The 22,246-nt window shown below is 29.3% G+C and carries 20 protein-coding genes; 9 read left to right on the forward strand and 11 right to left on the reverse strand.

Annotated features, from left to right (window positions below; translation table 11 throughout):
* Together P161_RS0115805 and argH are read left to right on the forward strand one after the other, a co-directional pair.
* Complete coding sequence (locus P161_RS0115805) at positions 1–1,068, forward strand: M20 family metallo-hydrolase (RefSeq protein ID WP_026777868.1); 1,068 nt, start codon at positions 1–3, stop codon at positions 1,066–1,068.
* A 108-nt stretch (positions 1,069–1,176) separates the two neighbouring features.
* Positions 1,177–2,451, forward strand: coding sequence for an argininosuccinate lyase (gene argH / locus P161_RS0115810; protein WP_026777869.1), 1,275 nt, complete (start codon positions 1,177–1,179; stop codon positions 2,449–2,451).
* A 194-nt stretch (positions 2,452–2,645) separates the two neighbouring features.
* Here argH and P161_RS0115815 read toward each other — a convergent pair whose 3' ends face one another.
* The 7 genes from P161_RS0115815 to P161_RS0115845 all read right to left on the reverse strand — a co-directional run bounded on the left by P161_RS0115815 (position 2,646) and on the right by P161_RS0115845 (position 9,226).
* Positions 2,646–3,242 carry a hypothetical protein gene (locus P161_RS0115815; protein ID WP_026777870.1) on the reverse strand — a complete coding sequence of 199 codons (597 nt, stop codon included), beginning with the start codon at positions 3,240–3,242 and terminating at the stop codon, positions 2,646–2,648.
* Positions 3,243–3,247: 5 nt separating this feature from the next.
* On the reverse strand, positions 3,248–4,036 hold the full coding sequence (locus P161_RS0115820; protein WP_026777871.1) for a metallophosphoesterase: 789 nt from the start codon (positions 4,034–4,036) through the stop codon (positions 3,248–3,250).
* Positions 4,037–4,312: 276 nt separating this feature from the next.
* A complete protein-coding gene (locus P161_RS0115825) occupies positions 4,313–5,452 on the reverse strand; it encodes a lycopene cyclase family protein (RefSeq protein WP_026777872.1) in 1,140 nt (379 codons plus the stop codon).
* 51 nt (positions 5,453–5,503) lie between these two features.
* Positions 5,504–5,956 (reverse strand): sterol desaturase family protein, encoded by a 453-nt coding sequence (locus P161_RS0115830; protein ID WP_036841598.1) that lies wholly within the window; start codon positions 5,954–5,956, stop codon positions 5,504–5,506.
* Positions 5,957–5,958: 2 nt separating this feature from the next.
* Positions 5,959–6,801: a phytoene/squalene synthase family protein gene (locus P161_RS0115835; protein WP_026777874.1), complete on the reverse strand. Its 843-nt coding sequence runs from the start codon at positions 6,799–6,801 to the stop codon at positions 5,959–5,961.
* 1 nt (position 6,802) lies between these two features.
* Positions 6,803–8,269, reverse strand: a complete 1,467-nt coding sequence (locus tag P161_RS0115840; RefSeq protein ID WP_026777875.1) for an NAD(P)/FAD-dependent oxidoreductase — start codon at positions 8,267–8,269, stop codon at positions 6,803–6,805.
* Positions 8,270–8,332: 63 nt separating this feature from the next.
* The gene (locus tag P161_RS0115845; protein ID WP_026777876.1) at positions 8,333–9,226 is read right to left on the reverse strand and encodes a MerR family transcriptional regulator; all 894 of its coding nucleotides are present in this window, start codon (positions 9,224–9,226) and stop codon (positions 8,333–8,335) included.
* Between the two features lie 118 nt (positions 9,227–9,344).
* Here P161_RS0115845 and P161_RS0115850 point away from each other — a divergent pair, with 118 nt between their 5' ends.
* From P161_RS0115850 to P161_RS0115860, 3 genes are read left to right on the forward strand one after another with little or no spacing between them, the layout of a single operon-like run.
* Positions 9,345–9,839, forward strand: coding sequence for an RNA polymerase sigma factor (locus tag P161_RS0115850; protein ID WP_026777877.1), 495 nt, complete (start codon positions 9,345–9,347; stop codon positions 9,837–9,839).
* A gap of 2 nt (positions 9,840–9,841) precedes the next feature.
* Entirely contained in the window at positions 9,842–10,456 is a 615-nt protein-coding gene (locus P161_RS0115855) for a hypothetical protein (RefSeq protein WP_026777878.1), read from the forward strand.
* Positions 10,457–10,466: 10 nt separating this feature from the next.
* A complete protein-coding gene (locus P161_RS0115860; protein WP_026777879.1) occupies positions 10,467–10,949 on the forward strand; it encodes a hypothetical protein in 483 nt (160 codons plus the stop codon).
* Here the strand turns inward: P161_RS0115860 and P161_RS0115865 are convergent.
* Genes P161_RS0115865 through P161_RS0115875 form a run of 3 tightly spaced genes read right to left on the reverse strand, consistent with a single transcriptional unit; the run spans position 10,946 to position 15,488 of the window.
* Positions 10,946–11,965, reverse strand: a complete 1,020-nt coding sequence (locus P161_RS0115865; RefSeq protein ID WP_026777880.1) for a low specificity L-threonine aldolase — start codon at positions 11,963–11,965, stop codon at positions 10,946–10,948. The two genes, P161_RS0115860 and P161_RS0115865, sit on opposite strands and share 4 nt — an antisense overlap.
* Positions 11,966–12,023: 58 nt before the next feature.
* Positions 12,024–14,447 carry a zinc-dependent metalloprotease gene (locus tag P161_RS0115870; protein WP_026777881.1) on the reverse strand — a complete coding sequence of 808 codons (2,424 nt, stop codon included), beginning with the start codon at positions 14,445–14,447 and terminating at the stop codon, positions 12,024–12,026.
* Positions 14,448–14,483: 36 nt separating this feature from the next.
* Positions 14,484–15,488, reverse strand: coding sequence for a YhcG family protein (locus P161_RS0115875; protein ID WP_026777882.1), 1,005 nt, complete (start codon positions 15,486–15,488; stop codon positions 14,484–14,486).
* 343 nt (positions 15,489–15,831) lie between these two features.
* On the opposite strand from P161_RS0115875, the gene prfB reads away from it, so the two are divergent.
* The 3 genes from prfB (at position 15,832) to P161_RS0115890 (ending at position 20,083) form a co-directional block, all read left to right on the forward strand.
* Positions 15,832–16,920 carry a peptide chain release factor 2 gene (gene prfB, locus P161_RS0115880; RefSeq protein WP_026777883.1) on the forward strand — a complete coding sequence of 363 codons (1,089 nt, stop codon included), beginning with the start codon at positions 15,832–15,834 and terminating at the stop codon, positions 16,918–16,920.
* Between the two features lie 85 nt (positions 16,921–17,005).
* Positions 17,006–17,386, forward strand: a complete 381-nt coding sequence (arsC, locus tag P161_RS0115885) for an arsenate reductase (glutaredoxin) (RefSeq protein WP_051605780.1) — start codon at positions 17,006–17,008, stop codon at positions 17,384–17,386.
* Positions 17,387–17,617: 231 nt separating this feature from the next.
* The gene (locus tag P161_RS0115890) at positions 17,618–20,083 is read left to right on the forward strand and encodes an outer membrane beta-barrel protein (RefSeq protein WP_026777885.1); all 2,466 of its coding nucleotides are present in this window, start codon (positions 17,618–17,620) and stop codon (positions 20,081–20,083) included.
* 363 nt (positions 20,084–20,446) lie between these two features.
* On the opposite strand, the gene P161_RS19820 is transcribed toward P161_RS0115890, so the two are convergent.
* Positions 20,447–20,620 carry a hypothetical protein gene (locus P161_RS19820; RefSeq protein WP_026777886.1) on the reverse strand — a complete coding sequence of 58 codons (174 nt, stop codon included), beginning with the start codon at positions 20,618–20,620 and terminating at the stop codon, positions 20,447–20,449.
* A gap of 156 nt (positions 20,621–20,776) precedes the next feature.
* Between P161_RS19820 and fumC the strand changes: the two genes are divergently transcribed.
* Positions 20,777–22,177, forward strand: coding sequence for a class II fumarate hydratase (gene fumC, locus P161_RS0115905; protein ID WP_026777887.1), 1,401 nt, complete (start codon positions 20,777–20,779; stop codon positions 22,175–22,177).
* Positions 22,178–22,246: the final 69 nt, after the last annotated feature.

Below are 22,246 nucleotides of genomic sequence, written 5' to 3' on the forward strand. Positions count from 1 at the left end.
ATGAGTCTTGAAAAATTAACAGCAAACGCAATTTCACTTTTAAAGAATTTGATTGAAACCCAATCTTTTTCATCCGAAGAAGAAAATACAGCCTTATTAATCGAAGGTTGGTTCACAGAAAATGAAATTCCGTTTCAAAGAACAAAAAATAATGTTTGGGCAACCAACAAATATTTTGATGAAAGCAAACCAACATTATTACTAAATTCTCATCATGATACAGTAAAACCAAATTCTGCGTACACAAACGATCCTTTTAAAGCCATTGTAAAAGATGGTAAATTATTTGGGTTGGGTTCTAATGATGCTGGTGGTTGTTTGGTTTCTTTAATGGCTACTTTTACACATTTTTATGCTCAGGAAAATTTAAAATATAATTTGGTTATTGTAGCTTCTGCAGAAGAGGAAAGCAGTGGACCAAATGGCTTAAACTCAATGTTGACAATTATTCCACATATTGATGTTGCCATTGTTGGCGAACCAACCTTAATGAATTTAGCAGTGGCAGAAAAAGGTTTGGTGGTCTTTGATGCAAAAATTGAAGGAACCCCAAGTCATGCAGCACATCCAAATGATAATAATTCAATTTATAATACAATTGAAGTTTTACAATGGTTTAAAGATTTTAAATTTGAGAAGTCTTCTAAAGCTTTAGGTGATGTAAAAATGACAGTTACGCAAATAAATGCTGGCAAACAGCACAATGTAGTTCCTGCGCATGTAGATTTGGTTGTTGATGTTCGTGTAAATGATGCGTATTCAAATCAAGAAATTGCAAACATCTTAAAAGAGAAATCTCCTTGTACAGAAATAAAACCTAGAAGCTTACGATTAAATTCATCTTCTATTTCTAAAAATCATGATTTAGTAAAAGCAGGAATTGCAATGGGAAGAGAAACCTATGGTTCTCCTACCCTTTCTGATCAATCTGTGTTGAGTTGCCAATCTTTAAAATTGGGTCCTGGAGATAGTACTCGTTCTCATTCTGCAAATGAATTTATATATTTGAATGAAATTGAAGAAGGAATCAAAATATACGTTGAATTGTTGAATCGTGTAATTGTTTAAACGTTCTCTCATTCCTGCAAGGTTTCTAAAACCTTGTAAGTATTTAAAAATAAATAATGTAATAATACCTTCAAAGTCTTGAAGAACTTGAAGGATAAACAAAACAGTATGAAACTTTGGGATAAAGGGTTTTCAATAGATAAACAAATAGAAAACTTTACAGTAGGTAATGATAGAGAAATTGATATTCATATTGCAAAATATGATGTCCAAGCTTCTTTAGCACACGCAATTATGTTGGAATCTATTGGTATTATTACTGCTGATGAATTAAAAGACTTGAAAAAAGGTTTAAATGAGTTAGCTGCTGATATTGAAAACGGAACTTTTGTAATTGAACCTTCTTTTGAAGATGTACATTCTAAAATTGAATGGGAATTAACAAATAAATTAGGGGAAGTTGGTAAGAAAATTCACACAGCTCGTTCTAGAAACGACCAAGTTTTAGTGGCTTTACAATTGTATTATAAAGAGAATTTAGCGATTATCAATGATAAAACTAAAACACTTTTTGATACATTATTAAATTTAGCTGAAACGCATAAAAAAAGTCTTTTACCTGGTTATACACATTTACAAGTTGCAATGCCAAGTTCTTTTGGATTGTGGTTTTCTGCATATGCAGAATTACTAATAGATGATGTGTATATGCTAAATGCAGTTGCCAAAGTTGTAGATCAAAATCCTTTAGGTTCTGCTGCTGGTTATGGTTCTTCGTTTCCTATTGATAGAGAGTTAACCACGAAAGAATTAGAGTTTGCAACCTTAAAATACAATGTAGTTGCAGCACAATTAAGTCGTGGAAAAAGCGAACGTTCAATCGCTTCTGCTTTAGGTGGATTGTGTAATACTATGGCTCGTTTTGCAATGGATGTTTGTTTGTATATGAGTCAGAATTTTGGTTTTATTTCTTTTCCTGATGAACTAACAACAGGAAGTAGCATTATGCCACACAAGAAAAATCCTGATGTTTTTGAATTGATTCGTGGAAAATGTAATAAAATTCAGGCTTTACATACAGAAATGGTCATGATTACCAATAATCTACCAACAGGTTATCACAGAGATTTTCAATTATTGAAAGAAAATATAATTGCAGCTTTTGAAGATGTAAAAGATATTTTAGACATCTTTAATTACTCCATTCAACAAGTAATTGTGAAAGATATCGATTTGAATGATGAAAAATATCAATATTTATTTACAGTAGATTCTATTAATAATTTGGTAGTTGAAGGCATGAGTTTTAGAGAAGCCTATCAAAAAATTGGTGGAGAAGTTCAAAAAGGAACTTATAAACCAGATTTAGGAAAACAACATACGCATGAAGGTAGTATTCACAATTTGAGTTTGGATAAGATTCGTGAGAAGTATCCTAAATAAGATTACAAAAATACCTTTCAGGTTTTGAAACTTTGAAAGGTCTTAGTTTAAATAGTTAAAAAAGTATTTATTTTCGGAAACTCATATAGTTAGCAAATAAATTGCGTTAGGGATTGTAGCATTTGTTTGAGCTCTTTTTTGTTTTTTTACAAAAAAAGCGAGTGCGAAAAGCCCGTTAAAACGCCCAAAAAAAATTATAAGTAAAAATTTACGCCAACTGAAGTACTAAAAACATTTTTAAATGTTACTGATTTATTTATAATTGCATACCATAAATAAGATTCTACAGTACCAACTTCTATATAAAAATCGGCTCCTTTAAAAATACTTTTATTTTTAAAATTTTGATGAACCATAGCTCCTGCATACATAGTTGCATGAAACGCTGTTGGAAAATAATAACCATCAGGAAATTTATCTGGAAGTGTTGTAAAGGTTGTAGATCCAACATCATAGGTTACAGCAAAACCAGCAATCGGTATTAAAGTTAACTCTTTTCCTATTTTTTTTCTATACAAAGGAAATGTGTTTTTGATAGTTATTAAATGAATATTTTCTGCTCTTGAAATAGATTTTGGCACAAAGCCGTATAATAATTCTGTGTACAAAACATCATTAAATAATTGATAACCAGCCCCAACTGACAGAAAGCCAATATTGCCTGCAAACTGCATTTTTACGTAATCTGGAGTATACCAAGATTTATCTTGAATGGTATCCTTTATTTGCGCAAACGATTTTACAAAAACCAATAAAATTAAGGGTACTATTAAAATATTTTTAAAATTCATCTCTATTATAACTCTATAAGTTCTACATTAAAAGTATCGTTTTGAACGCTTATAATACCATAAGCAGTGTCTTTAACTGTTGGTATTATTAAATAACTTACTACTCCAGGTTCGTAAGAATAACTGTGTGTATGTCCATGAACAGAAAGTGCAACATTATTATTGAGCATAATATCTTTATACTTTTCTTGCATTTCTGGAGTAATATCATCGCTAATTGTTGGAATGTGTGCAAATGAAAACACTTGGCTAAAATTAGCATTATCACTTAATTCTGATGACAACCAATCGAAATCTACTTCGTTGTCACTTTCTAAATAAATATTATCGAACATAACAAATTTATTATTGTTAAATTCAAACGAGTAGTTATATGCTCCAAACATTTGTTTGTATATAAAAGCGCCATTTGAATTATAATCGTGATTCCCAATTACAGTTAGATATGGTTTTTTAAGAGATGTCATAATATCATAAAAAATTTCATATTCTTTTAACAATGCCTGGTCTGCGATATCGCCTCCAAAGATTACAAATTTTACATCGTCTCTTTTATTAATATCATTTATTATTGCTTCAAGATCATCGTAATAATAATGTACATCTGTTATAAATGCAAACTTAAAATCTTGGGTATCTGTAGTTACATTTTTTAGTAATTCTAAATTTTTTGCAGTTGTATTTTTATGTTTTTGAATTACGTTTGCCTCATAAACGCTAAATTCAAAAAAATGATCGCAATTATTAAACGTAAAAGCAATTACAATTAAAAGTATGATTTTTGAGAACTTCATATATTGTTAATAAATTTAACTAAGTAATATTAATGTTTTTGATTGAATTGAAAATAAAAGTTAGTTGATACAAATTAATAAAAATTTCACCTACTATTGCTTAAAAAGTTGCAAAGATAGCTATACTGTTATACCTGTAAACTATAATACTTGTTAAAGTATCTTGTTTGCAACATCAATAATTTATATGATTTTATAAAGTTTTGAAATTACACTTTATTAAACTTACACTTTAAAATAATAGCGTTTTAAAGTATATAGAAAATAAAAATATTTTTAAAATATTCTTTTAAATAATGCTTTAGAAAATAATCTTTTCTGCATTTTTACAAAAATCTTTAAATCTTCAAAGATTGATGTTTCTTCATCTAAAAATTTAAATATTTTTTGTGGAGATACATTTTTAAACATTTTTGCAAAAACAGCTGCTCCTAAATGATTGTTTTCTGCTAAAATATCTAATAGCAATAAATCATAAAACCAAAAATTAGTCTTTTTATGAAACGTATTTAATGATTTTTCTTGTTTTAAATGATTAATTAATTGAACTGTTTTTTTATCAATATTTTTAAAAGTGTATCCTGTACTTGCTTTGCTCCAACCACCTGCAGTGCCAATATGTAGAATGTTTTTTGAATTACTTTTCCAAAACTCATAACAAGTCATAGGTATTGAACCTTGCTCCTTTTCTACAATTTCGTATTCTGTGATTCCTTTTTCTAACAAATATTTTTCAATTTCTGTTTTGTATTCATCATAAGGTAATAAATCAGCAGAAAAAAGCGTGTATTCAAAAAGCGCTTCATTTTTTTTGTACGGAAGAATATACATGAAACGCGTGTTACCTCTTTGTTCTACTGTAAAATCCATAAAAGTAACAGTGGAATTATCAAAATAATTTTCTTTTGTTTTGATAAAAAAACCGACAAAATGCTGCTGTAAAACTGGGTATTTTGTTTGTTTTTTATAATCATCAGAAAACAAAATACTATTGATGATATTTTTTGAAAAATAAATATTCTGAGAAGTAACAACTTTGGCAAGTTCTTTTTCTTGAAATATTTTTGTGACAGGTTCTTGTATAAAAGTAATATTTGATTTATTCGCTAAAGATTTCCATATTTTTTGATAGAAATCTTCACTTCTAATCATTTTATATTTATAAGGAGTAATGTTTTCTTTTGATGAATAAAAGTTTGATGAAAATTGTATGTTACTCCAAGAATAGTTTAAGATATCATCCCACTCTCCACTAGCCTGTTCCCAAAAACACCAAGTTCTATCGTTGTCAGTTTTTTTTTCTTTGTCTAAAATTAAGATTGATTTATTAGCAAAATAAGGGTCTTTTGCCATTCTAAATGCTGTCATTAAACCAGAAGCTCCTGCACCAACAATTATATAATCGTATTTTATCATTGTTGCTTAAACTTTACATTAGAACTTAATTTTTGAGATAATTAAGTAAGATTAATTACTTTTTTTATATTCTTTAAAGTACTTAAAAGGGACAAAAAGCATCCCAAAACATTGGCTATCTTCTTTGCCCATATTTTTATGGTGAATTTTATGCGCTTTTCTTAATCCTTTTAAATACCAATTATTAGTTCTTTTAAACCAATTAAACCTTTGGTGAATTAAAACATCATGCACTAAGAAGTATGCAATTCCGTAAAATAAAATACCTAAACCTATAAAAAACAAATAAGTATGAGATGAGTTAGCTCCATAATAAATTAAACCTGCACTAGGTATTGCAAAAATTATAAAAAAAGCATCATTTTTTTCGAAAACGTGAGGATAACCAGGTTCATGATGATCTTCATGCAAAAACCAACCAAAACCATGCATCACATATTTATGTGTAAGCCAGGTTACACACTCCATCAATAAAAAGACACCTAAAGTAACAAAAATTAACATGTTTAAATTATATTCAATTTGTATTTAACATAACTCCTAGCCAGTAAATTTATTTTCATTGGATCAGAAATTCTTATTCTTGTATCCATAATTTTTTCTGAAGGCACAGATTTTAGCTTTTTTAGCAACCTTCTATAATAACGATATGCCATATAAACTCCGAATTTTGCTTCTACTGGTAATTTTAAAATTCCGTTATTATAAGCATAATCAAAATCGGCTTCAATTTCATCAATAATAAGTTGTTTTGATATTTTGTCTAATTTTCCTAAGTCTATATTCGGAAAATAAGAACGACTTAACAGCTCAAAATCGTCTTTTAAATCTCTTAAAAAGTTTACTTTTTGGAATGCAGAACCTAAACGCATTGCTGCATCTTTTAATTCTTCATACATTTTATCATCACCATTCACAAAAACTTTTAAACACATTAAACCTACAACATCTGCAGATCCGTAAATGTATTCATCATACTCTTCTTTGGTATTATATTCTGTTTTATTCAAATCTGCTTTCATGCTTTTTAAAAAAGCTTGAACCATATGATCTGGAATATTATATCTTTTAACAGTTTGTTGAAAAGAGTTTAAAATAGGATTTAAACTAATACCTTGTTCTAAAGCAAAATAATAATCGCGCTCAAAATGCGCCATTAATTTTTCTTTATCAAAATCATGAAAAGTATCTACGATTTCATCTGCAAAACGAACAAATCCATAAATATTATAGATATCTGCTCTTATTTTCGGAGACAACGTATTTACAGCCAAAGAAAAAGAGGTACTATATTTTTTAGTAACCAATTCACTGCAACTATTAGAAACGCTATCAAACAATTCTTTCATACTACTTTTGATTTTTTTTAATTAAGTCCGTTGCAATTTTTCCAGAAATTAATGCTGGAGGAACACCTGGACCTGGCACTGTTAATTGACCCGTAAAATACAAATTATTTACTTTACCACTCTTAATTCTTGGTCTTAAAAACGCAGTTTGTAAAAGCGTATTTGCCATTCCATAAGCATTACCCTTGTAAGAATTGTATTCTTGTTCAAAATCTTTTACACAAAAAGATCTTTTAAAAAGAACGCTATCTTTTATTTTTTGATTTGTTAAAGCCTCAAACCTGTCTAATATTTTATGAAAGTATTCTTCTCTTAATGCTTCTGTATCTTCAATTCCTGGTGCTAAAGGTATTAAGAAAAAACCAGCTTCTTTGCCTTCAGGAGCAGAAGTTACATCTGTAATTGATGTAAAATTTGCATAAAATAATGGTGCTGTTGGCCATTTTGGTTTGTCATATATTTCTACTGCATGTAAATCGAAATCTGTATCAAAAAATAAGGTGTGATGACTTACATTTTTTACTTTTTTATCAAAACCAACATAAAATAGCAAAGATGAAGGTGCAAAGGTTTTTTTGGCCCAATATTTCTCTGAATATTGTCTTAAATTTTGAGGCAATAAAGTTTCTGTATGATGATAATCTGCACCACTTAAAACTAAGTTAGCTTCAACTTCTTTGCCATTAACTACTAAACCTTTTACACTATTGGAGTCATCAACCAAAATCTTTTCTACATTGGCTTCCACTTGAAATTTAACGCCTAAAGTTGTTGCTAAAGTAACCATACCTTCAACTACTTTATACATTCCTCCTCTTGGATGCCAAGTTCCTAAACCAAAATCGGCATAATTCATAAAGTTATAAAAAGCTGGAGTATTGCTAGGTTTTGCACCTAAAAATAAAACAGGAAACTCTAAAATTTGAATTAATTTTTGACTTTTTATGTTTTTACGAACTTGTGTTCTTATTGTTGAAAAAAATTGACTTACTCTTGCAATTGTTGTAGAATTCACTAACTCTAAAGGAGAAATACCTGGTTTGTAAACCAAATCTAAAATTGCAGTTTCGTAGTTGGATTTTGCAGAATCTAAAAAACTTTTTAAATGTTTTGAGCTTCCTTTCTCTTCTTCTTCAAAGAGTTGATAAATTTCTTCTAAACGATCAGATATTTTAAAAGAATCGTTTTTACCAAAATAAACTTCGTAACCAGGACTTAATTTATCTAAAATATAGTAATCGGAAGGTTTTTTGCCAAAATCTGCAAAAAAACGTTCAAAAACATCTGGCATCCAATACCAAGAAGGTCCTAAATCGAAGGTAAAACCTTCATTTTTATATTGTCTTGCTCTACCTCCTAAAGTATCGTTTTTTTCTAAAACAGTAACTTCATATCCTTCTTTTGCTAAATAACAAGAGGCTGATAAAGAGGAAAAACCAGAACCTATTATGTATACTTTTTTATTCATTTAGTTGATTTGTCTAACAAATATAAATATTAATTAAACAATTTATTTTATAAGATTAAAACTTTATAAGACTTTTAACAAATCAGATATAGAATTGTACAAGATAATATTTGAACCTAAATCTAAATGTTCCACCTTTTGCACTTTTCTACCAACTGCTATAAATTCGTTATTAGTGTTGGTCATTATCTCATTAATATCATTAAAATATTTTTCTATCTTATCATCATAAGGTTGTATTGTTAAAGCTGCTATAAAGCAAATTTCGCGTTCACCTTTTAAAAAGTAATCAAGATTATTTAATGGTAAACTCTGACCTAAATATATGGTGTGAAATCCTCTTAAAACTAATTCATAATTTAAGTACAACAATCCTAATTCATGAATTTCATTCTCAGGTAAAAACAACACAAAGGTTTTATTTGTATTGATAATATTAAATTGTAATTTCTCTGTATTTATTTGGATTTTTTGTGCAATTAAATTTGATATAAAATGCTCATGAGCAGGCAATAAAGTTTCTGTATGCCATAATAAACCAATATGTTCTAAAAAAGGAATAAATACATCTTTAAAAATATCTCTAAATGTTTTTTTATGAAGTAAAGTGCTATAAGTGTTGTTAAACAAAACTTTATCGAACTGAAACATCGATACTTTAAAAGAATTGATGGCTTCATCATTAATAGCAGTTTTAAAAGCCAATTCTCTAGATTGAAGGATAATTTCTTCATCTGACATTGCTGCTATTTTAGATACTTTGTAATTATTATTGTTTAACAAAACGATATTAAGAAGCTTTGTTAAGTCTTCTGGTGTATAATACCTAATATTTGTTTCAGATCTTTTGGGAGTTAATAAATTGTACCTTTTTTCCCAAATTCTAATTGTGTGCGCTTTAATTCCAGAAATATTTTCAAGGTCTTTTATGGAAAAATCTTGTTTTATATTGTTCAATTTATTTAATTTTATATTTAACAAATCTAATAATTTAAATTGATAATAAAATTTATTTTAGAAAAATGTAACATTTCTTCTTTTTAAACTACTAATAAATTAACTAACTATACTTAAAGTGCAGAAAGATTTAGAGACTAGATTTTTATCGGACTTTGAAACAAACCAAAATATTGCGCATAAAATTTGTAGAATTTATACTACAGATAAAGACGCTCATAACGATTTGTTTCAAGAGATTACCATTCAGCTTTGGAAAAACTACCCAAAGTTTAGAGGTGATTCCAAATTTAGCACTTGGATGTATAGAGTAGCTTTAAATACAGCGATTTCTTTATATAGAAAATCGACAAGAAGAATTAAAACACAAGATATAAGTGATTTTGCATACAAAATAAAAGGAAGTGAATATGATGACACTGAAGAAAAGCAATTAGCCTCTTTATACAAAGCAATTCACCATTTAAATGATATTGATAAAGCTTTAATTTTTTTGTACTTAGAAGATAAACCTTACAAAGAAATAGCTGAAACATTAGGAATAACTTCTGTAAATGCTAGAGTAAAAATGAACAGAGCAAAAGAAAAATTAAAAAACATTTTAAACCCATAAATATGGATTTATTAGAAAATTATAAAAAAGCTTGGATTAACCAGCCAGAAGATACTAAAAAATTATCTTCTTTAGAAATTTACAAGTTGGCACATTCCAAATCGTCATCAATTGTAAAATGGATATTTATAATAGGTATTTTAGAGTTTGTTATTTTAAACTCTGCCTATTTTATTGTTGATATGGATGAAGCATATACTGAGTATAAAAAAATGGGATTGGAAAATTTTATTTTTTATTCTCAAATTGCAGCTTATGGTATTTTATTTTATTTTTTAGCTATGTTTTATCTAAATTATAAAAGAATTTCAACAACAGATTCCACAAAAATTTTAATGAAAAAAATTATTAAAACACGTAAAACAGTTAGAGATTATGTTTTATTTAATTTGAGCTATTTAGCGTTGGTGATGATAGTAGTTACCATAGCATCTATCAATAATAATTTCGAAGATTTAAATAACAAACAAATATTTTTAATCATTTTAGCAACCTTAATAGCTACACTTTTACTTTTAGGTATATTGTGGTTATTTTATCAATTATTATATGGTTTCTTATTAAAGAAGTTAAATAGAAATTATAAAGAATTGGCCAAATTAGATTCTATGAACTAATCTTTTACTTATGAAAAAAATAATCGTTTTAATATTTTCTATTTTTTCATTAACAACGTTTTCGCAAAAAACTGATTTTTGGGAGAATGTGCAATTTGGTGGTGGCTTTACGCTAGGTTTTGGAAATCAAACAACTGTTGGTATTTCACCAAGTGCTATTTATAATTTTAACAATGGTTTTGCATTAGGTGCAGGCCTTGGTTATTTATATAGCGAAATAAATGATTTTTCTACAACTGCATACAGCACAAGTATTATTTCATTATATCAAACAAAATTTAATATTCAGCTTTCTGGCGAATTCGATTATTATTTTGCAAACCAAAAAACACAAGGTTTAAACACTTTCAATTCAAACTTCCCAGCATTACATTTAGGAATTGCTTATAATCAAAACAGGTTTGCTATTGGTATTCGTTATGATGTTTTGTATGATGAAAATAAAAGCATTTTTGCGTCGCCAATTTCACCAGTTTTCCGTTTCTATTTTTAGAAATTTTTCAATGCTTTTAGTAAAATTTCATGCATTTCGTCTGTATAATCTAAGTGTGTAACAATACGTATTTTTCCTTCGCCCATTGGTGTTAGCAAAATATTGTTTGCTTTCATTTTGTTGATAAAAAACTCATCACCTATTTTTTTATCAACATAAAAAATAACAATATTAGTTTCTATAGGTTCTACTTTTGTGATGTAAGAAAGTGCTCCTAAAAGTGCACCTATTTCTTTTGCCTTTTGATGATCTTCTGCCAATCTTTCCACATGATTATCTAAAGCATACATTCCTGCTGCTGCTAAAAAACCAACTTGCCTCATACCTCCTCCAAATAGTTTCCTTAATCTTAAAGCATAATTTATATCTTTTTTAGAACCCAATAAAACTGAACCAATTGGTGCTCCTAAACCTTTAGATAAACAGATGGAAATGGTATCAAATAATTCTCCATATTGTTTTGGAGTTTCATTTTTTGCAACCAAAGCGTTAAATAAACGCGCTCCATCTAAATGAAATTTTAAATTATTTTTTTGGGCAACTTTTTGTATTTTTTTAATTTCTTCAAAATCCCAACAAGCTCCTCCTCCTTTGTTTGTAGTATTTTCAAGAGAAATTAGTTTTGTGAGTGGCAAATAAATCTGTGGTTTTACAGCTGCTACATCTTCAATTTGATTGGCTGTAAACATGCCTCTTTCTCCATCAATCAATTTACAAGTAACGCCAGAATTAAAAGCGACTCCTCCACTTTCGTAATTATAAATATGGGCATATTTATCTGCAATCACTAAATCTCCAGGATTTGTGTGTAATTTTATAGCAGTTTGATTTGCCATAGTTCCTGATGGAAAAAACAACGCATCTTCCATTCCAAACATTTTTGCCACTTTTTCTTGTAACGCATTTACTGTAGGATCCATTTGAAAAACATCATCGCCAACTTTTGCGCTCATCATGGCATCCAACATTCCTTTTGTTGGTTTTGTAACTGTATCTGAAATAAGGTCTATAATCATAATTTTTTGATGTACTTTTTTTATAATTTGAATTTAAACGCAAAGAAATAATATGGAATTAAAAAGGGCTACTTCCAATTGGAGAACCATCAGGAATTTGTGGTGCTGACGATTTTTTAAATGAAGTTGGATTCTTCAAAAAGCCATCAATCGTTTTTATCATTGCAGCATCGTATATTTTTTGAACACCTTTTGTATTTTTGCCTTCAAGGATTTCTTTAATTTCCTGTAGCTTAAACATTGCAATTGCGTTTACTTGTTGGTATTGATTTTTATAGGTTGATAAATACATTAATGCTTCTAAAAACTGCGTATTTACAACATTTTGCAACTCTTGGTAATACGTATCTTTATGATTTTTTCTGATTGTATTTATTATTAAAATATCAACTAATTCATTAAACCCTAATTGTGAATCGTCTAAACTTTTATGTGCAATTAATCGAGATATTCTTTGTGGATGCAACAATAAATCTAGCGTCATTTCAGAAGCAGTTTCTACAGCAGAAAAAGCATCGAAAGCAACTCCTAATTTACTATTAAAAGATTCGCGAGTTCTATTATACCCATAAGCTCTTGGAGGAAAAAGTGCTAATTTTTCTTTAGGAATTGCAATTTCATCTACAGCAATAGTATTTATAACTGCAGCTAAAGCTTTTAGTTCTGTATCTCCAGAAACTCTTTCTACCACTTTTTGATTTCCACCTTTTACTGCATAAGAATACTCCAAACCTCCAATTAATTTTACGGTTGCTTCTGTTTGAAAACGATGTAAAAAATAAAGTGGCACAAACACATCTTCTAACACAGAATAAGGTTCGCTAGATTTTATATTATCCAAAGAAAAATTAGCAATGGCTGTTTTTCTTACCCTTAAAAGATTCATTAATTCATCATAAATATTGTCTCCATTATCCCATAAATGTGCTGTTGCACTTGCACTTCCTGTTGGTCTTGCATCTGCATCAGATAAATATTTTAAACCACTTGCATACGCATTTTCTAAAATATTTTTCAATTCAGTTTCTTCATTTTTATCATTTGCAAAATCTTGATAAGAGTAGTTTACAATTACTTTATCCCAAGCACCAATTTTAGTGTCATACGCATCAGAAAAATCAATTTTACCATTTTTTAAACTGAATTTAGGATGTGGATAATCCATTACAGAAGTTCGTCCATTTGTGCTTGCTGCAAAATTATGGCTGAAGCCTAAAGTGTGTCCAATTTCATGTGCAGCTAATTGTCTAATTCTTGCAATTGCCATTTGCATTGCAAAATCATCATCAACTGTATTATTTTTATAAGGTGCTTGCAAAGCTTGTGCAATTAAAAAATCTTGGCGAATTCGCAAACTTCCTAAACTGACATGACCTTTTAAAATCTCGCCAGTTCTTGGATCAGAAATATTGGCTCCATAACTCCAACCTCTTGTAGATCTGTGAACCCATTGCACAACATTGTAACGAACATCTAACATATCTGCACCTTCAGGCAACATTTTAAACTGAAAAGCGTCTTTGTAACCAGCAGCCTCAAAAGCTTGATTCCACCAACGTCCACCATCTAAAAGTGCGCTTCTTACAGGTTCAGGAGTTCCTCTATCCAAATAATAAATAATTGGTTCAACTGCTTCAGAAATTGCTGCATTCGGATTTTTTTTCTCCAATCTGTGTCTATAAATAAAACGTTTTGTAATTGATTCGTTTACAGGAGTTGAATAATCCAAATAGCTCATTTGCCAAGAACCAGCTCTTGGATCATACTTTCTTGGTTTGTAGTTATTATCTGGTAATTCCACAAAAGAATGATGTTGATGCACAGTTACCAAACTTGCATCTGGAGTTACACTTCTTATATTATATCCTTTTGGAGTTCCTTTAAAGGTTAGCATTAAATCGAACTCAACATTTTTTGGAAACGCTTTTGTTCTTTCTAAATAAAAAGCCGATTTACTTTTATCTAAACTATAATTTCCTTGATTATTTCTAGCTAAAGTGGTTGCAACTCCATGCGCATCACTCATAAAAAAGTCAGTTGCATCTACTAAATAAGCGCCATTTTTTTCCTGGTTGATAACAAAACCATGTAAAACCGATTTTGCAAACGCTTCTTTTACCGAGTTTTTTTCTTCTTCATTATCAGTAATGGCTCTAAAATCTTGATTTGGCTGAATCATTAATATTTTATTTCCAGCTTTTTTAAAATAGACAACCACTCCACCTCTCAATTGTCCACGATCTAAACCAATATCATTAGAACCAATTCCTTGCGAAAGTGCGTTTACATATAAAAATTCAGTATCTAAATTTTCTATTTGCAAAAATATCTTGTCTTTGTTTTCATTATAATAAAAAGGAATGTAGCCTTCGTATTTTGTAATGCCTTCTTGCAATTTTTTAGCTGTTTTTTCTTCAAAAAATTGAGAAAATCCATCAAAAGAAAAGAAAATTATTAGAAGTATAAGTATTGATTTTTTCATCTTGTAATTTGTGTTATAAGTTATAATTTTAGTTAATTATTTTAAATTTTTGATTTGCTGAATTCTAGCTTTAGCCTCAATTAATAAAGAGTGTAATTTTTGTTCTAATTGTTTTTTTGGCGGTAATTCTGTCCAATATTCAGCAACCATAATTCCATCTTTGTGCATTTCTAAAAGTTCTATTTGCTCATTACTTTTACCTGCACAAAGAATTAAACCAATAGGATTATTTTCTCCTTCTTGCTTATCATATTTATTTAGCCATTTTAAATACAATTCCATTTGGCCTTTATAAGCTGGTTTAAATTCGCCAATTTTTAATTCGATGGCTACCAATCTTTTTAGTTTTCTGTGGAAAAATAATAAATCTAAATAAAAATCTTTTTCGTCTAAAATAATTCTTTTTTGTCTTTCGATAAAAGAAAAACCTACACCTAATTCCAAAATAAAATTTTCTATTTCTTTTATAACTGCTGATTCTAAATCATTTTCTAAATACCCATCTTTTAATCCTAAAAAATCCAAAAAATACGGATCTTTAAAAGTGTTTTGTAAATCTTGTAATTCGCTTATGGTTTGCAGAGTTGCAATTTCTTTTCTTTCAAAAGCTTTTCTTTGGATTTGATGAATTAAAACCCTTTTACTCCACTTTTCTTCTATAGATTTTTGAGCATAAAACATCTTTTGTTCCTTTGACTTTAAAGGCAATAGTTGTAAAAAATGACTCCAACTCAATTGTGTCACCAGTGGTGTCACAATGTTTATATCATCAAATTGCTCTGCAAACTGCATCATTCTTCTAACATTTCGCAAAGTGTAGCTTCGTCCAAATTGATTTTCTAAATCTTTTGCCACATTTTTAACTACTTTTTCTCCATATTCTGCACGTTCGTTTTTTAAAATATGATCGTTTATTTTTTTACCAATTTGCCAATATGTAATTGTTAATATACTATTAACGCTAGCAAATAACTGTAATTTTCCTTTTTCAATAATTTGAGAAAACTCACTAAACAAAGCACTATTTAATTCTTTACTCATTTATTTTAAACATTTTTCTTTTGATAATTTCTGCAACTTTTTACAATTTTCTAAATTAAAGAAAATAAAGTAAAAGTCTTTTAAAATCTAATTTCTTTTTTTTGTTAAAGAGAGTTGCACAAAGTTTTTAATGAGATTCACAGAGAAACTTCTTATTACGCAATAATTTTAATTTCAAAACAATAATTATAGTAAAAATCTTATTTTTCCTAAACGAAACTCTGTGATTTTTTTCTCAACGTATATCCGTTAAAATATTTTAAAACCATCTTTATAAAATTTCCAAACATCTATCAACTTAAAAAACTTGAAATCTTAAAAATTCATTTATTTTTGTTCTTGTATGATTACACAAGACCAACTTAAAGATATTGCTATTAGAATTGAGAAACTAAAAGGTTATTTAGAAATCGAAAAAAAACTCATAGAAATAGCCAATGAAGAAGAAAAAACGGTAGATCCTAATTTTTGGAACGATCCAAAAGCTGCTGAATTGTTAATGAAAGAGCTCCGTTTTAAAAAGAAATGGGTAGACGATTACAACCAAATAATTCGTTTAAATGAAGATTTAAATGTGTTTTACGATTTTTATAAAGAAGGTGAAGCAGAAGCAGAAGATGTAGAAAATCAATATGAAAAAACGAGTACATTTTTAGAAGATATTGAGTTTAAAAATATGCTTTCAGAAGAAGGCGATTCTTTATCTGCAACCATACAAATTACTGCTGGGGCTGGAGGAACAGAAAGTTGCGACTGGGTAGAAATGCTTTCTAGAATGTACACAATGTGGGCAGAAAAGCAAGGTTTTAAACTAAAAACACTCAATTATCAAGCAGGAGATGTTGTGGGTATCAAAACAATTACTATTGAAATTGAAGGCGATTATGCTTTTGGTTGGCTAAAAGGGGAAAATGGTGTACATAGATTGGTGCGTATTTCACCTTTCGATTCCAATGCAAAACGCCATACAACATTTGGATCTGTATATGTTTTTCCTGTGGCAGATGACTCCATTGAAATTGACATAAATCCTGCTGATGTAGAAATTGTTACTGCACGTTCAAGTGGAGCTGGAGGACAAAATGTGAATAAAGTTGAGACAAAAGTTCAGTTAACTCACAAACCCTCAGGTATTCAGATTTCTTGTTCAAACTCACGTTCTCAGCATGACAATAGAGCAACTGCCATGAAAATGCTAAAGTCTCAATTGTACGAAATTGAATTGCAAAAACAACAAGCTGCTAGAGATGAAATTGAATCTGGCAAATTAAAAAACGAATGGGGAAGTCAAATAAGAAATTACGTAATGCATCCTTATAAATTAGTAAAAGATGTTAGAACAGGCCACGAAACTGGCAATGTAGATAATGTTATGAATGGCGATATCAATCCGTTTTTAAAAGCTTATTTAATGTTGAATGGGCAGAAATAGAGGCCTATACTAGCCTTCCCAAAGGGAAGAAACTCTAATCTTTGTGGAATTTTTTTAAAAACGCAATAATTAAATCGATTACAAAATGACTAAAACTAAAGATATTCTCCCTTTGGGAGAAAGGGGGCTTTTAATATTCCACAATCCAAGATGCAGAAAATCTAGAGAAGGTTTACAGATTTTAGAAAATTCTGGTCAAGAATTCGAAATTGTAAAATATTTAGAAGATGTTCCATCAGAAACAGAACTGAAAGAAATCATAGAAATACTAGAAATCTTCCCAATTCAATTAATAAGAAAAACAGAGAAAATCTGGAAAGAAGAATATAAAGGAAAAGAACTTTCGGATTCAGAAATCATCAAAGCAATGGTTCAAAATCCTAAATTAATAGAAAGACCAATTGTCATTAATCATGATAAAGCAGTTATTGGAAGACCTCCTGAAAATATAAAGTCAATTTTATAAATTTAAAATTACTTTTTCAAAAGTATGAGTTTCTTCCCGAGTTTATATTGAGCGTAGTCGAAATAGGAAGATTAAGATAGGATTCAAAGAAATTATGGGCAAATCTCCAGAAAATATTTTAGAATTGCTCTAAATAACTTCACCGAATTTTGTTTAACTTATTTTTAACTTATTTAGACTAAACTTAAAAGGACATTTGTAGTCTTACATTAAATCTTAAATTAAAAAGTTTTGACTAAACAAATATCTATTTTTATTTTTTGCCTTTTTTCGGCATCAGTTTTATTTTCTCAAATGGCAATGCCAATTAAAGAAATTTCTATTACAGGAAAAGTAGTAGACTCAAAATCAAACCAACCCTTAGAGTACGCAACCATTGTGTTAAAAAACACGGATACTCAAAAAATTTCTGGAGGAATTACAGATATGGAAGGTAAGTTTGATATTAAAACTCCAACAGGAAATTATGAAATTAGTGTAGAATTTATTTCTTTCAATTCTAAAAAATATCCCAAACAAAATATTACTAGTGATTTAGATTTAGGAACTATAAAGTTATCTGAAGACTCAAAGGCTTTAGATGAAGTCGTTATTATCGCAGAAAAAACAACGGTTGATATTCGCTTAGATAAAAAAGTTTTTAATATTGGTAAAGATTTATCAATTAGAGGTGGTAATGCAAGCGACGTTTTAGGAAACGTACCTTCTGTGCAAGTAGATGTTGAAGGAGCAGTTAGTTTGCGTGGAAACGAAAACGTAACCATTTTAATTGATGGAAGACCAAGTGCATTAGTGGGTATGAATGGTGCAGAAGCATTAAGACAAATTCCAGCTGAAGCAATAGAAAAGGTAGAAGTTATTACCTCTCCATCTGCAAGATATGATGCTGAAGGAACAGCTGGTATTTTAAACATCATTTTAAGAAAAAATAAATTAACAGGTTTTAACGGTTCTGTTCAGTTAGATTTAGGATATCCTGCAAGAGTAGGTACTGCTTTTAACGCAAACTGGAGAACAGAAAAATGGAATCTTTTTACAAACACTGGTTTTAGATATAATGAAACTCCAGGAAATGCTTTTTCAGATTCTGATTATCTCTCTTCTTCTACTCAAAATGCAAAAGTTGTTGAACAAAGAAATTTTGACAGGTTAGGAAGATCAATATTTACAAGTTTTGGAGCAGAATATTATCTAACTGAAAAATCAAGTATTATTGGAAATATAATATTTAGCAAAGGAAATGATGATGATGTGAATACGAATGATATTCAAAGATTTAACGCTCAGGGAGGTATTAACGAAGCTACTTTTAGAACAGAAGGTGAAGGAGAAGATGAGCAAAGAGTACAATATACCTTAGATTATGTAAATAATTTTGATGATACTGGTAAAAAATTATCAATCAACTTACAATATTCTACAGAAGCAGAAGACAAATTAAATAATATTACAGAAGTAGACACACAAGCAAATCTTTTAAACGATTTAGAATTGGTTTTAGAAGATCAAGATGAAAATAGTGGTTTATTACAAATAGATTATGTGCATCCTGTTGGAGAAGATATTCAGTTTGAAGCAGGTTATAGAGGTAATTATAGAGATATTTTTAATAGTTTTTATTTAGCAGAAAGACAAACTTTTCCTGATGGAGAACTAATACCAGATGCTGGTTTAAATAATTCATTTAATTACGAAGAATTTGTAAATGCTGCCTATTTTCAATATGGTCAAAAATTTAATAAAATTTCATTGTTAGCAGGTTTACGTTATGAATACACAAACATAGAAATTGTACAACAAACATCTACAACCAATGATGAAAGATCGTATGGAAACTTATTCCCAACTATTAACGTTGGCTACGAATTAAATGATAGTGAAAGTTTTACAATAGGGTATAATAAAAGAATTAGAAGACCAAGAGGAAGAAGTTTAAATCCTTTTCCAAGCAGATCTAGTGAAAGTAATATTTACAGTGGTAATGTAGATTTAAATCCTGTAATTACAGATGCAGTAGATTTAGGGTATTTAAAACGTTGGGATAAATTTACATTAAGTACTTCAATTTACTATAATATTAGTAATGATAATTGGGAACGAATTCAAGAAAATACAGGAGAAATTACAGATAATGGAGATCCAATAACAAGAAGGTTTCCAGTAAACTTGTCTACAGAAGAAAGATTAGGTTTTGAATTTACCTTAAACTACAGACCTTTTAAAGTTTGGAACATCAATAGTGATTTTAATTTATTTCATGTAACAACTGATGGAGATTACACAAGTCCAACTACCAATGTTACACAAAGTTTCGACTTTGAAAACACTGCATTTTTTATACGATTGAATCAAAAAATAACATTGCCTTCTAAAATCGATTTACAAATTAACTCAAATTATAGAGGTCCTAATAGAAATGCGCAAACAGAAAGTCAAGGTGTTTTTAGTATGAATCTTGCTGCAAGTAAAGATATTTTAAAAGAAAAAGCATCTATTAGTTTAAATTTTAGCGATGTTTTTAACAGCTCAATTAGTAGAAGAACTACAAATTTACCAGGTTTTTTAGATCAATATTCAGAGTTTCAATGGAGAGAACCACAAGTTAGAGTAAGTTTTGTATATCGTTTTAATCAAAAGAAAAAAGAAATTAGAGAAAACAGAGAAGATATTGGTGGTGGAGAAGATTATGAAGGATAGTCTTTGGGCGTTTTAACAGGCTTTCCATTATATCTTTTTTCCGAAAAAGAAAAAAGGATGCCATTTCAATCCTTAACGCACTTACTCAAACTTATAAAAAACTCGTTCAAATTTTTGAACGAGTTTTTTGTGTTTTATGGAATTGATATTTTAATTCTCAGCTCTATCAAAATTTGTATTAAATACAATATTGATAATTTTATCAACCTTTCATATTAAAATAAATAACAAATAATTTAACTTCTCAATTACTAGCACCTTTTAAGTTAACTTATTGTTCACGAAATAATTTTTCAAATTAATACCATAAAAAAACTCGTTCAATTCCTTGAACGAGTTTTATATAAAAATATATTTTAAAAACTACTTTCCTTCAGCAGCTTCTTTTGCTTCTTTCTTTAATTTAAAGTTTTCCCAAATTGTTCCTCCAATCCAATAAGGAACTACAAAAGTTAATAAGAATATTAACAACCAAAAACCAGCTGTAAAAATAAACATGAATAAAACTAATCCTGAAAATTGAGAAAAATCTAACATTGTTGAAAATTTGTAAATATTATGTTACAAAAATAACACATATTTTCAAATTGTGCGAATAAATTAAAAAAACTTTTAACAGGATTTATACAAAACTGTTTATCTGTAATCATTTTAGATTGTGTAAATTTGTTACTCTTAAAAAACATCCAAAAAATGACAAAATACAGAATAGAAAAAGACACAATGGGTAACGTAAATGTGCCAGCAGATAAATATTGGGGAGCACAAACAGAACGTTCTAGAAATAATTTTAAAATTGGTGCAGCAAGTTCTATGCCTTTAGAAATTGTATATGGTTTTGCGTATCTAAAAAAAGCAGCTGCATATACAAATTGTGAATTGGGTGTTTTATCATCAGAAAAAAGAGATTTAATTGCACAAGTTTGTGATGAAATCTTAGCTGGTAAACATGATGATCAATTTCCTTTGGTAATTTGGCAAACAGGTTCAGGTACGCAATCTAACATGAATGTGAATGAAGTGATTGCAAACAGAGCTCATGAAATTGCTGGAAAAACAATTGGTGAAGGAGATAAAACCATTCAACCAAATGATGATGTAAATAAATCTCAATCATCAAATGATACTTTTCCAACAGGAATGCACATTGCAGCTTACAAGAAAATTGTAGAAAATACAATTCCTGGAATTACGCAATTAAGAGATACCTTAAAAGCAAAATCAGAGGCATTTGCTGATGTTGTAAAAATAGGACGTACGCATTTAATGGATGCTACTCCCCTAACCTTAGGTCAAGAATTTTCTGGGTATGTTTCTCAATTAAACTTTGGTTTAAAAGCACTAGATAACACGTTAGAGCATTTAAGTCAATTAGCGTTAGGAGGAACTGCAGTTGGTACAGGTTTAAATACGCCAAAAGGGTATGATGTTTTAGTGGCAAAATATATTGCAGAATTTACAGGAATGCCATTCATAACAGCAGAAAATAAATTTGAAGCGTTAGCTGCTCATGATGCTTTAGTTGAAACGCATGGAGCCTTAAAACAAATAGCAGTTTCATTAAATAAAATTGCAAACGATATTAGAATGATGGCTTCTGGACCAAGATCTGGAATTGGAGAAATTATTATTCCTGCAAACGAACCTGGTTCATCTATTATGCCTGGAAAAGTAAATCCTACACAAGCAGAAGCTATTACAATGGTTTGCGCACAAGTTATGGGTAATGATGTTGCTGTTACAGTTGGTGGCACTCAAGGGCATTATGAATTAAACGTTTTTAAACCAATGATGGCTGCAAACGTGTTAGAATCTGCGCAATTAATTGGAGATGCTTGTAGATCTTTTGATGAAAATTGTGCTGCTGGTATTGAACCAAACAGAACTAGAATTACAGAGTTGGTGAACAATTCCTTAATGTTAGTAACTGCTTTAAATACCAAAATTGGGTATTATAAAGCTGCAGAAATTGCAAACACTGCTCATGAAAATGGAACAACTTTAAAACATGAAGCTGTACGTTTAGGGTACGTTACTCCAGAAGAATATGATGCTTGGGTAAAACCAGAAGAAATGACAGGAAGTTTGAAATAGACTTTAATAATATAAATTATAGAAAAGCTGTAATTAACTTTACAGCTTTTTTTTAACTTAAAAAATAAT

The organism is Polaribacter sp. Hel_I_88, from assembly GCF_000687935.1.
In the GTDB taxonomy this organism is placed as follows: Bacteria; Bacteroidota; Bacteroidia; order Flavobacteriales; family Flavobacteriaceae; genus Polaribacter.

Coding starts and splice junctions, on each gene's coding strand:
- P161_RS0115805 (WP_026777868.1), top strand. CDS start 1: ATGAGTCTTGAAAAATTAACAGCAAACGCAATTTCACTTTTAAAGAAT.
- argH (WP_026777869.1), top strand. CDS start 1,177: ATGAAACTTTGGGATAAAGGGTTTTCAATAGATAAACAAATAGAAAAC.
- P161_RS0115815 (WP_026777870.1), bottom strand. CDS start 3,242: ATGAATTTTAAAAATATTTTAATAGTACCCTTAATTTTATTGGTTTTT.
- P161_RS0115820 (WP_026777871.1), bottom strand. CDS start 4,036: ATGAAGTTCTCAAAAATCATACTTTTAATTGTAATTGCTTTTACGTTT.
- P161_RS0115825 (WP_026777872.1), bottom strand. CDS start 5,452: ATGATAAAATACGATTATATAATTGTTGGTGCAGGAGCTTCTGGTTTA.
- P161_RS0115830 (WP_036841598.1), bottom strand. CDS start 5,956: ATGTTAATTTTTGTTACTTTAGGTGTCTTTTTATTGATGGAGTGTGTA.
- P161_RS0115835 (WP_026777874.1), bottom strand. CDS start 6,801: ATGAAAGAATTGTTTGATAGCGTTTCTAATAGTTGCAGTGAATTGGTT.
- P161_RS0115840 (WP_026777875.1), bottom strand. CDS start 8,269: ATGAATAAAAAAGTATACATAATAGGTTCTGGTTTTTCCTCTTTATCA.
- P161_RS0115855 (WP_026777878.1), top strand. CDS start 9,842: ATGGATTTATTAGAAAATTATAAAAAAGCTTGGATTAACCAGCCAGAA.
- P161_RS0115860 (WP_026777879.1), top strand. CDS start 10,467: ATGAAAAAAATAATCGTTTTAATATTTTCTATTTTTTCATTAACAACG.
- P161_RS0115865 (WP_026777880.1), bottom strand. CDS start 11,965: ATGATTATAGACCTTATTTCAGATACAGTTACAAAACCAACAAAAGGA.
- P161_RS0115870 (WP_026777881.1), bottom strand. CDS start 14,447: ATGAAAAAATCAATACTTATACTTCTAATAATTTTCTTTTCTTTTGAT.
- P161_RS0115875 (WP_026777882.1), bottom strand. CDS start 15,488: ATGAGTAAAGAATTAAATAGTGCTTTGTTTAGTGAGTTTTCTCAAATT.
- prfB (WP_026777883.1), top strand. CDS start 15,832: ATGATTACACAAGACCAACTTAAAGATATTGCTATTAGAATTGAGAAA.
- arsC (WP_051605780.1), top strand. CDS start 17,006: ATGACTAAAACTAAAGATATTCTCCCTTTGGGAGAAAGGGGGCTTTTA.
- P161_RS19820 (WP_026777886.1), bottom strand. CDS start 20,620: ATGTTAGATTTTTCTCAATTTTCAGGATTAGTTTTATTCATGTTTATT.
- fumC (WP_026777887.1), top strand. CDS start 20,777: ATGACAAAATACAGAATAGAAAAAGACACAATGGGTAACGTAAATGTG.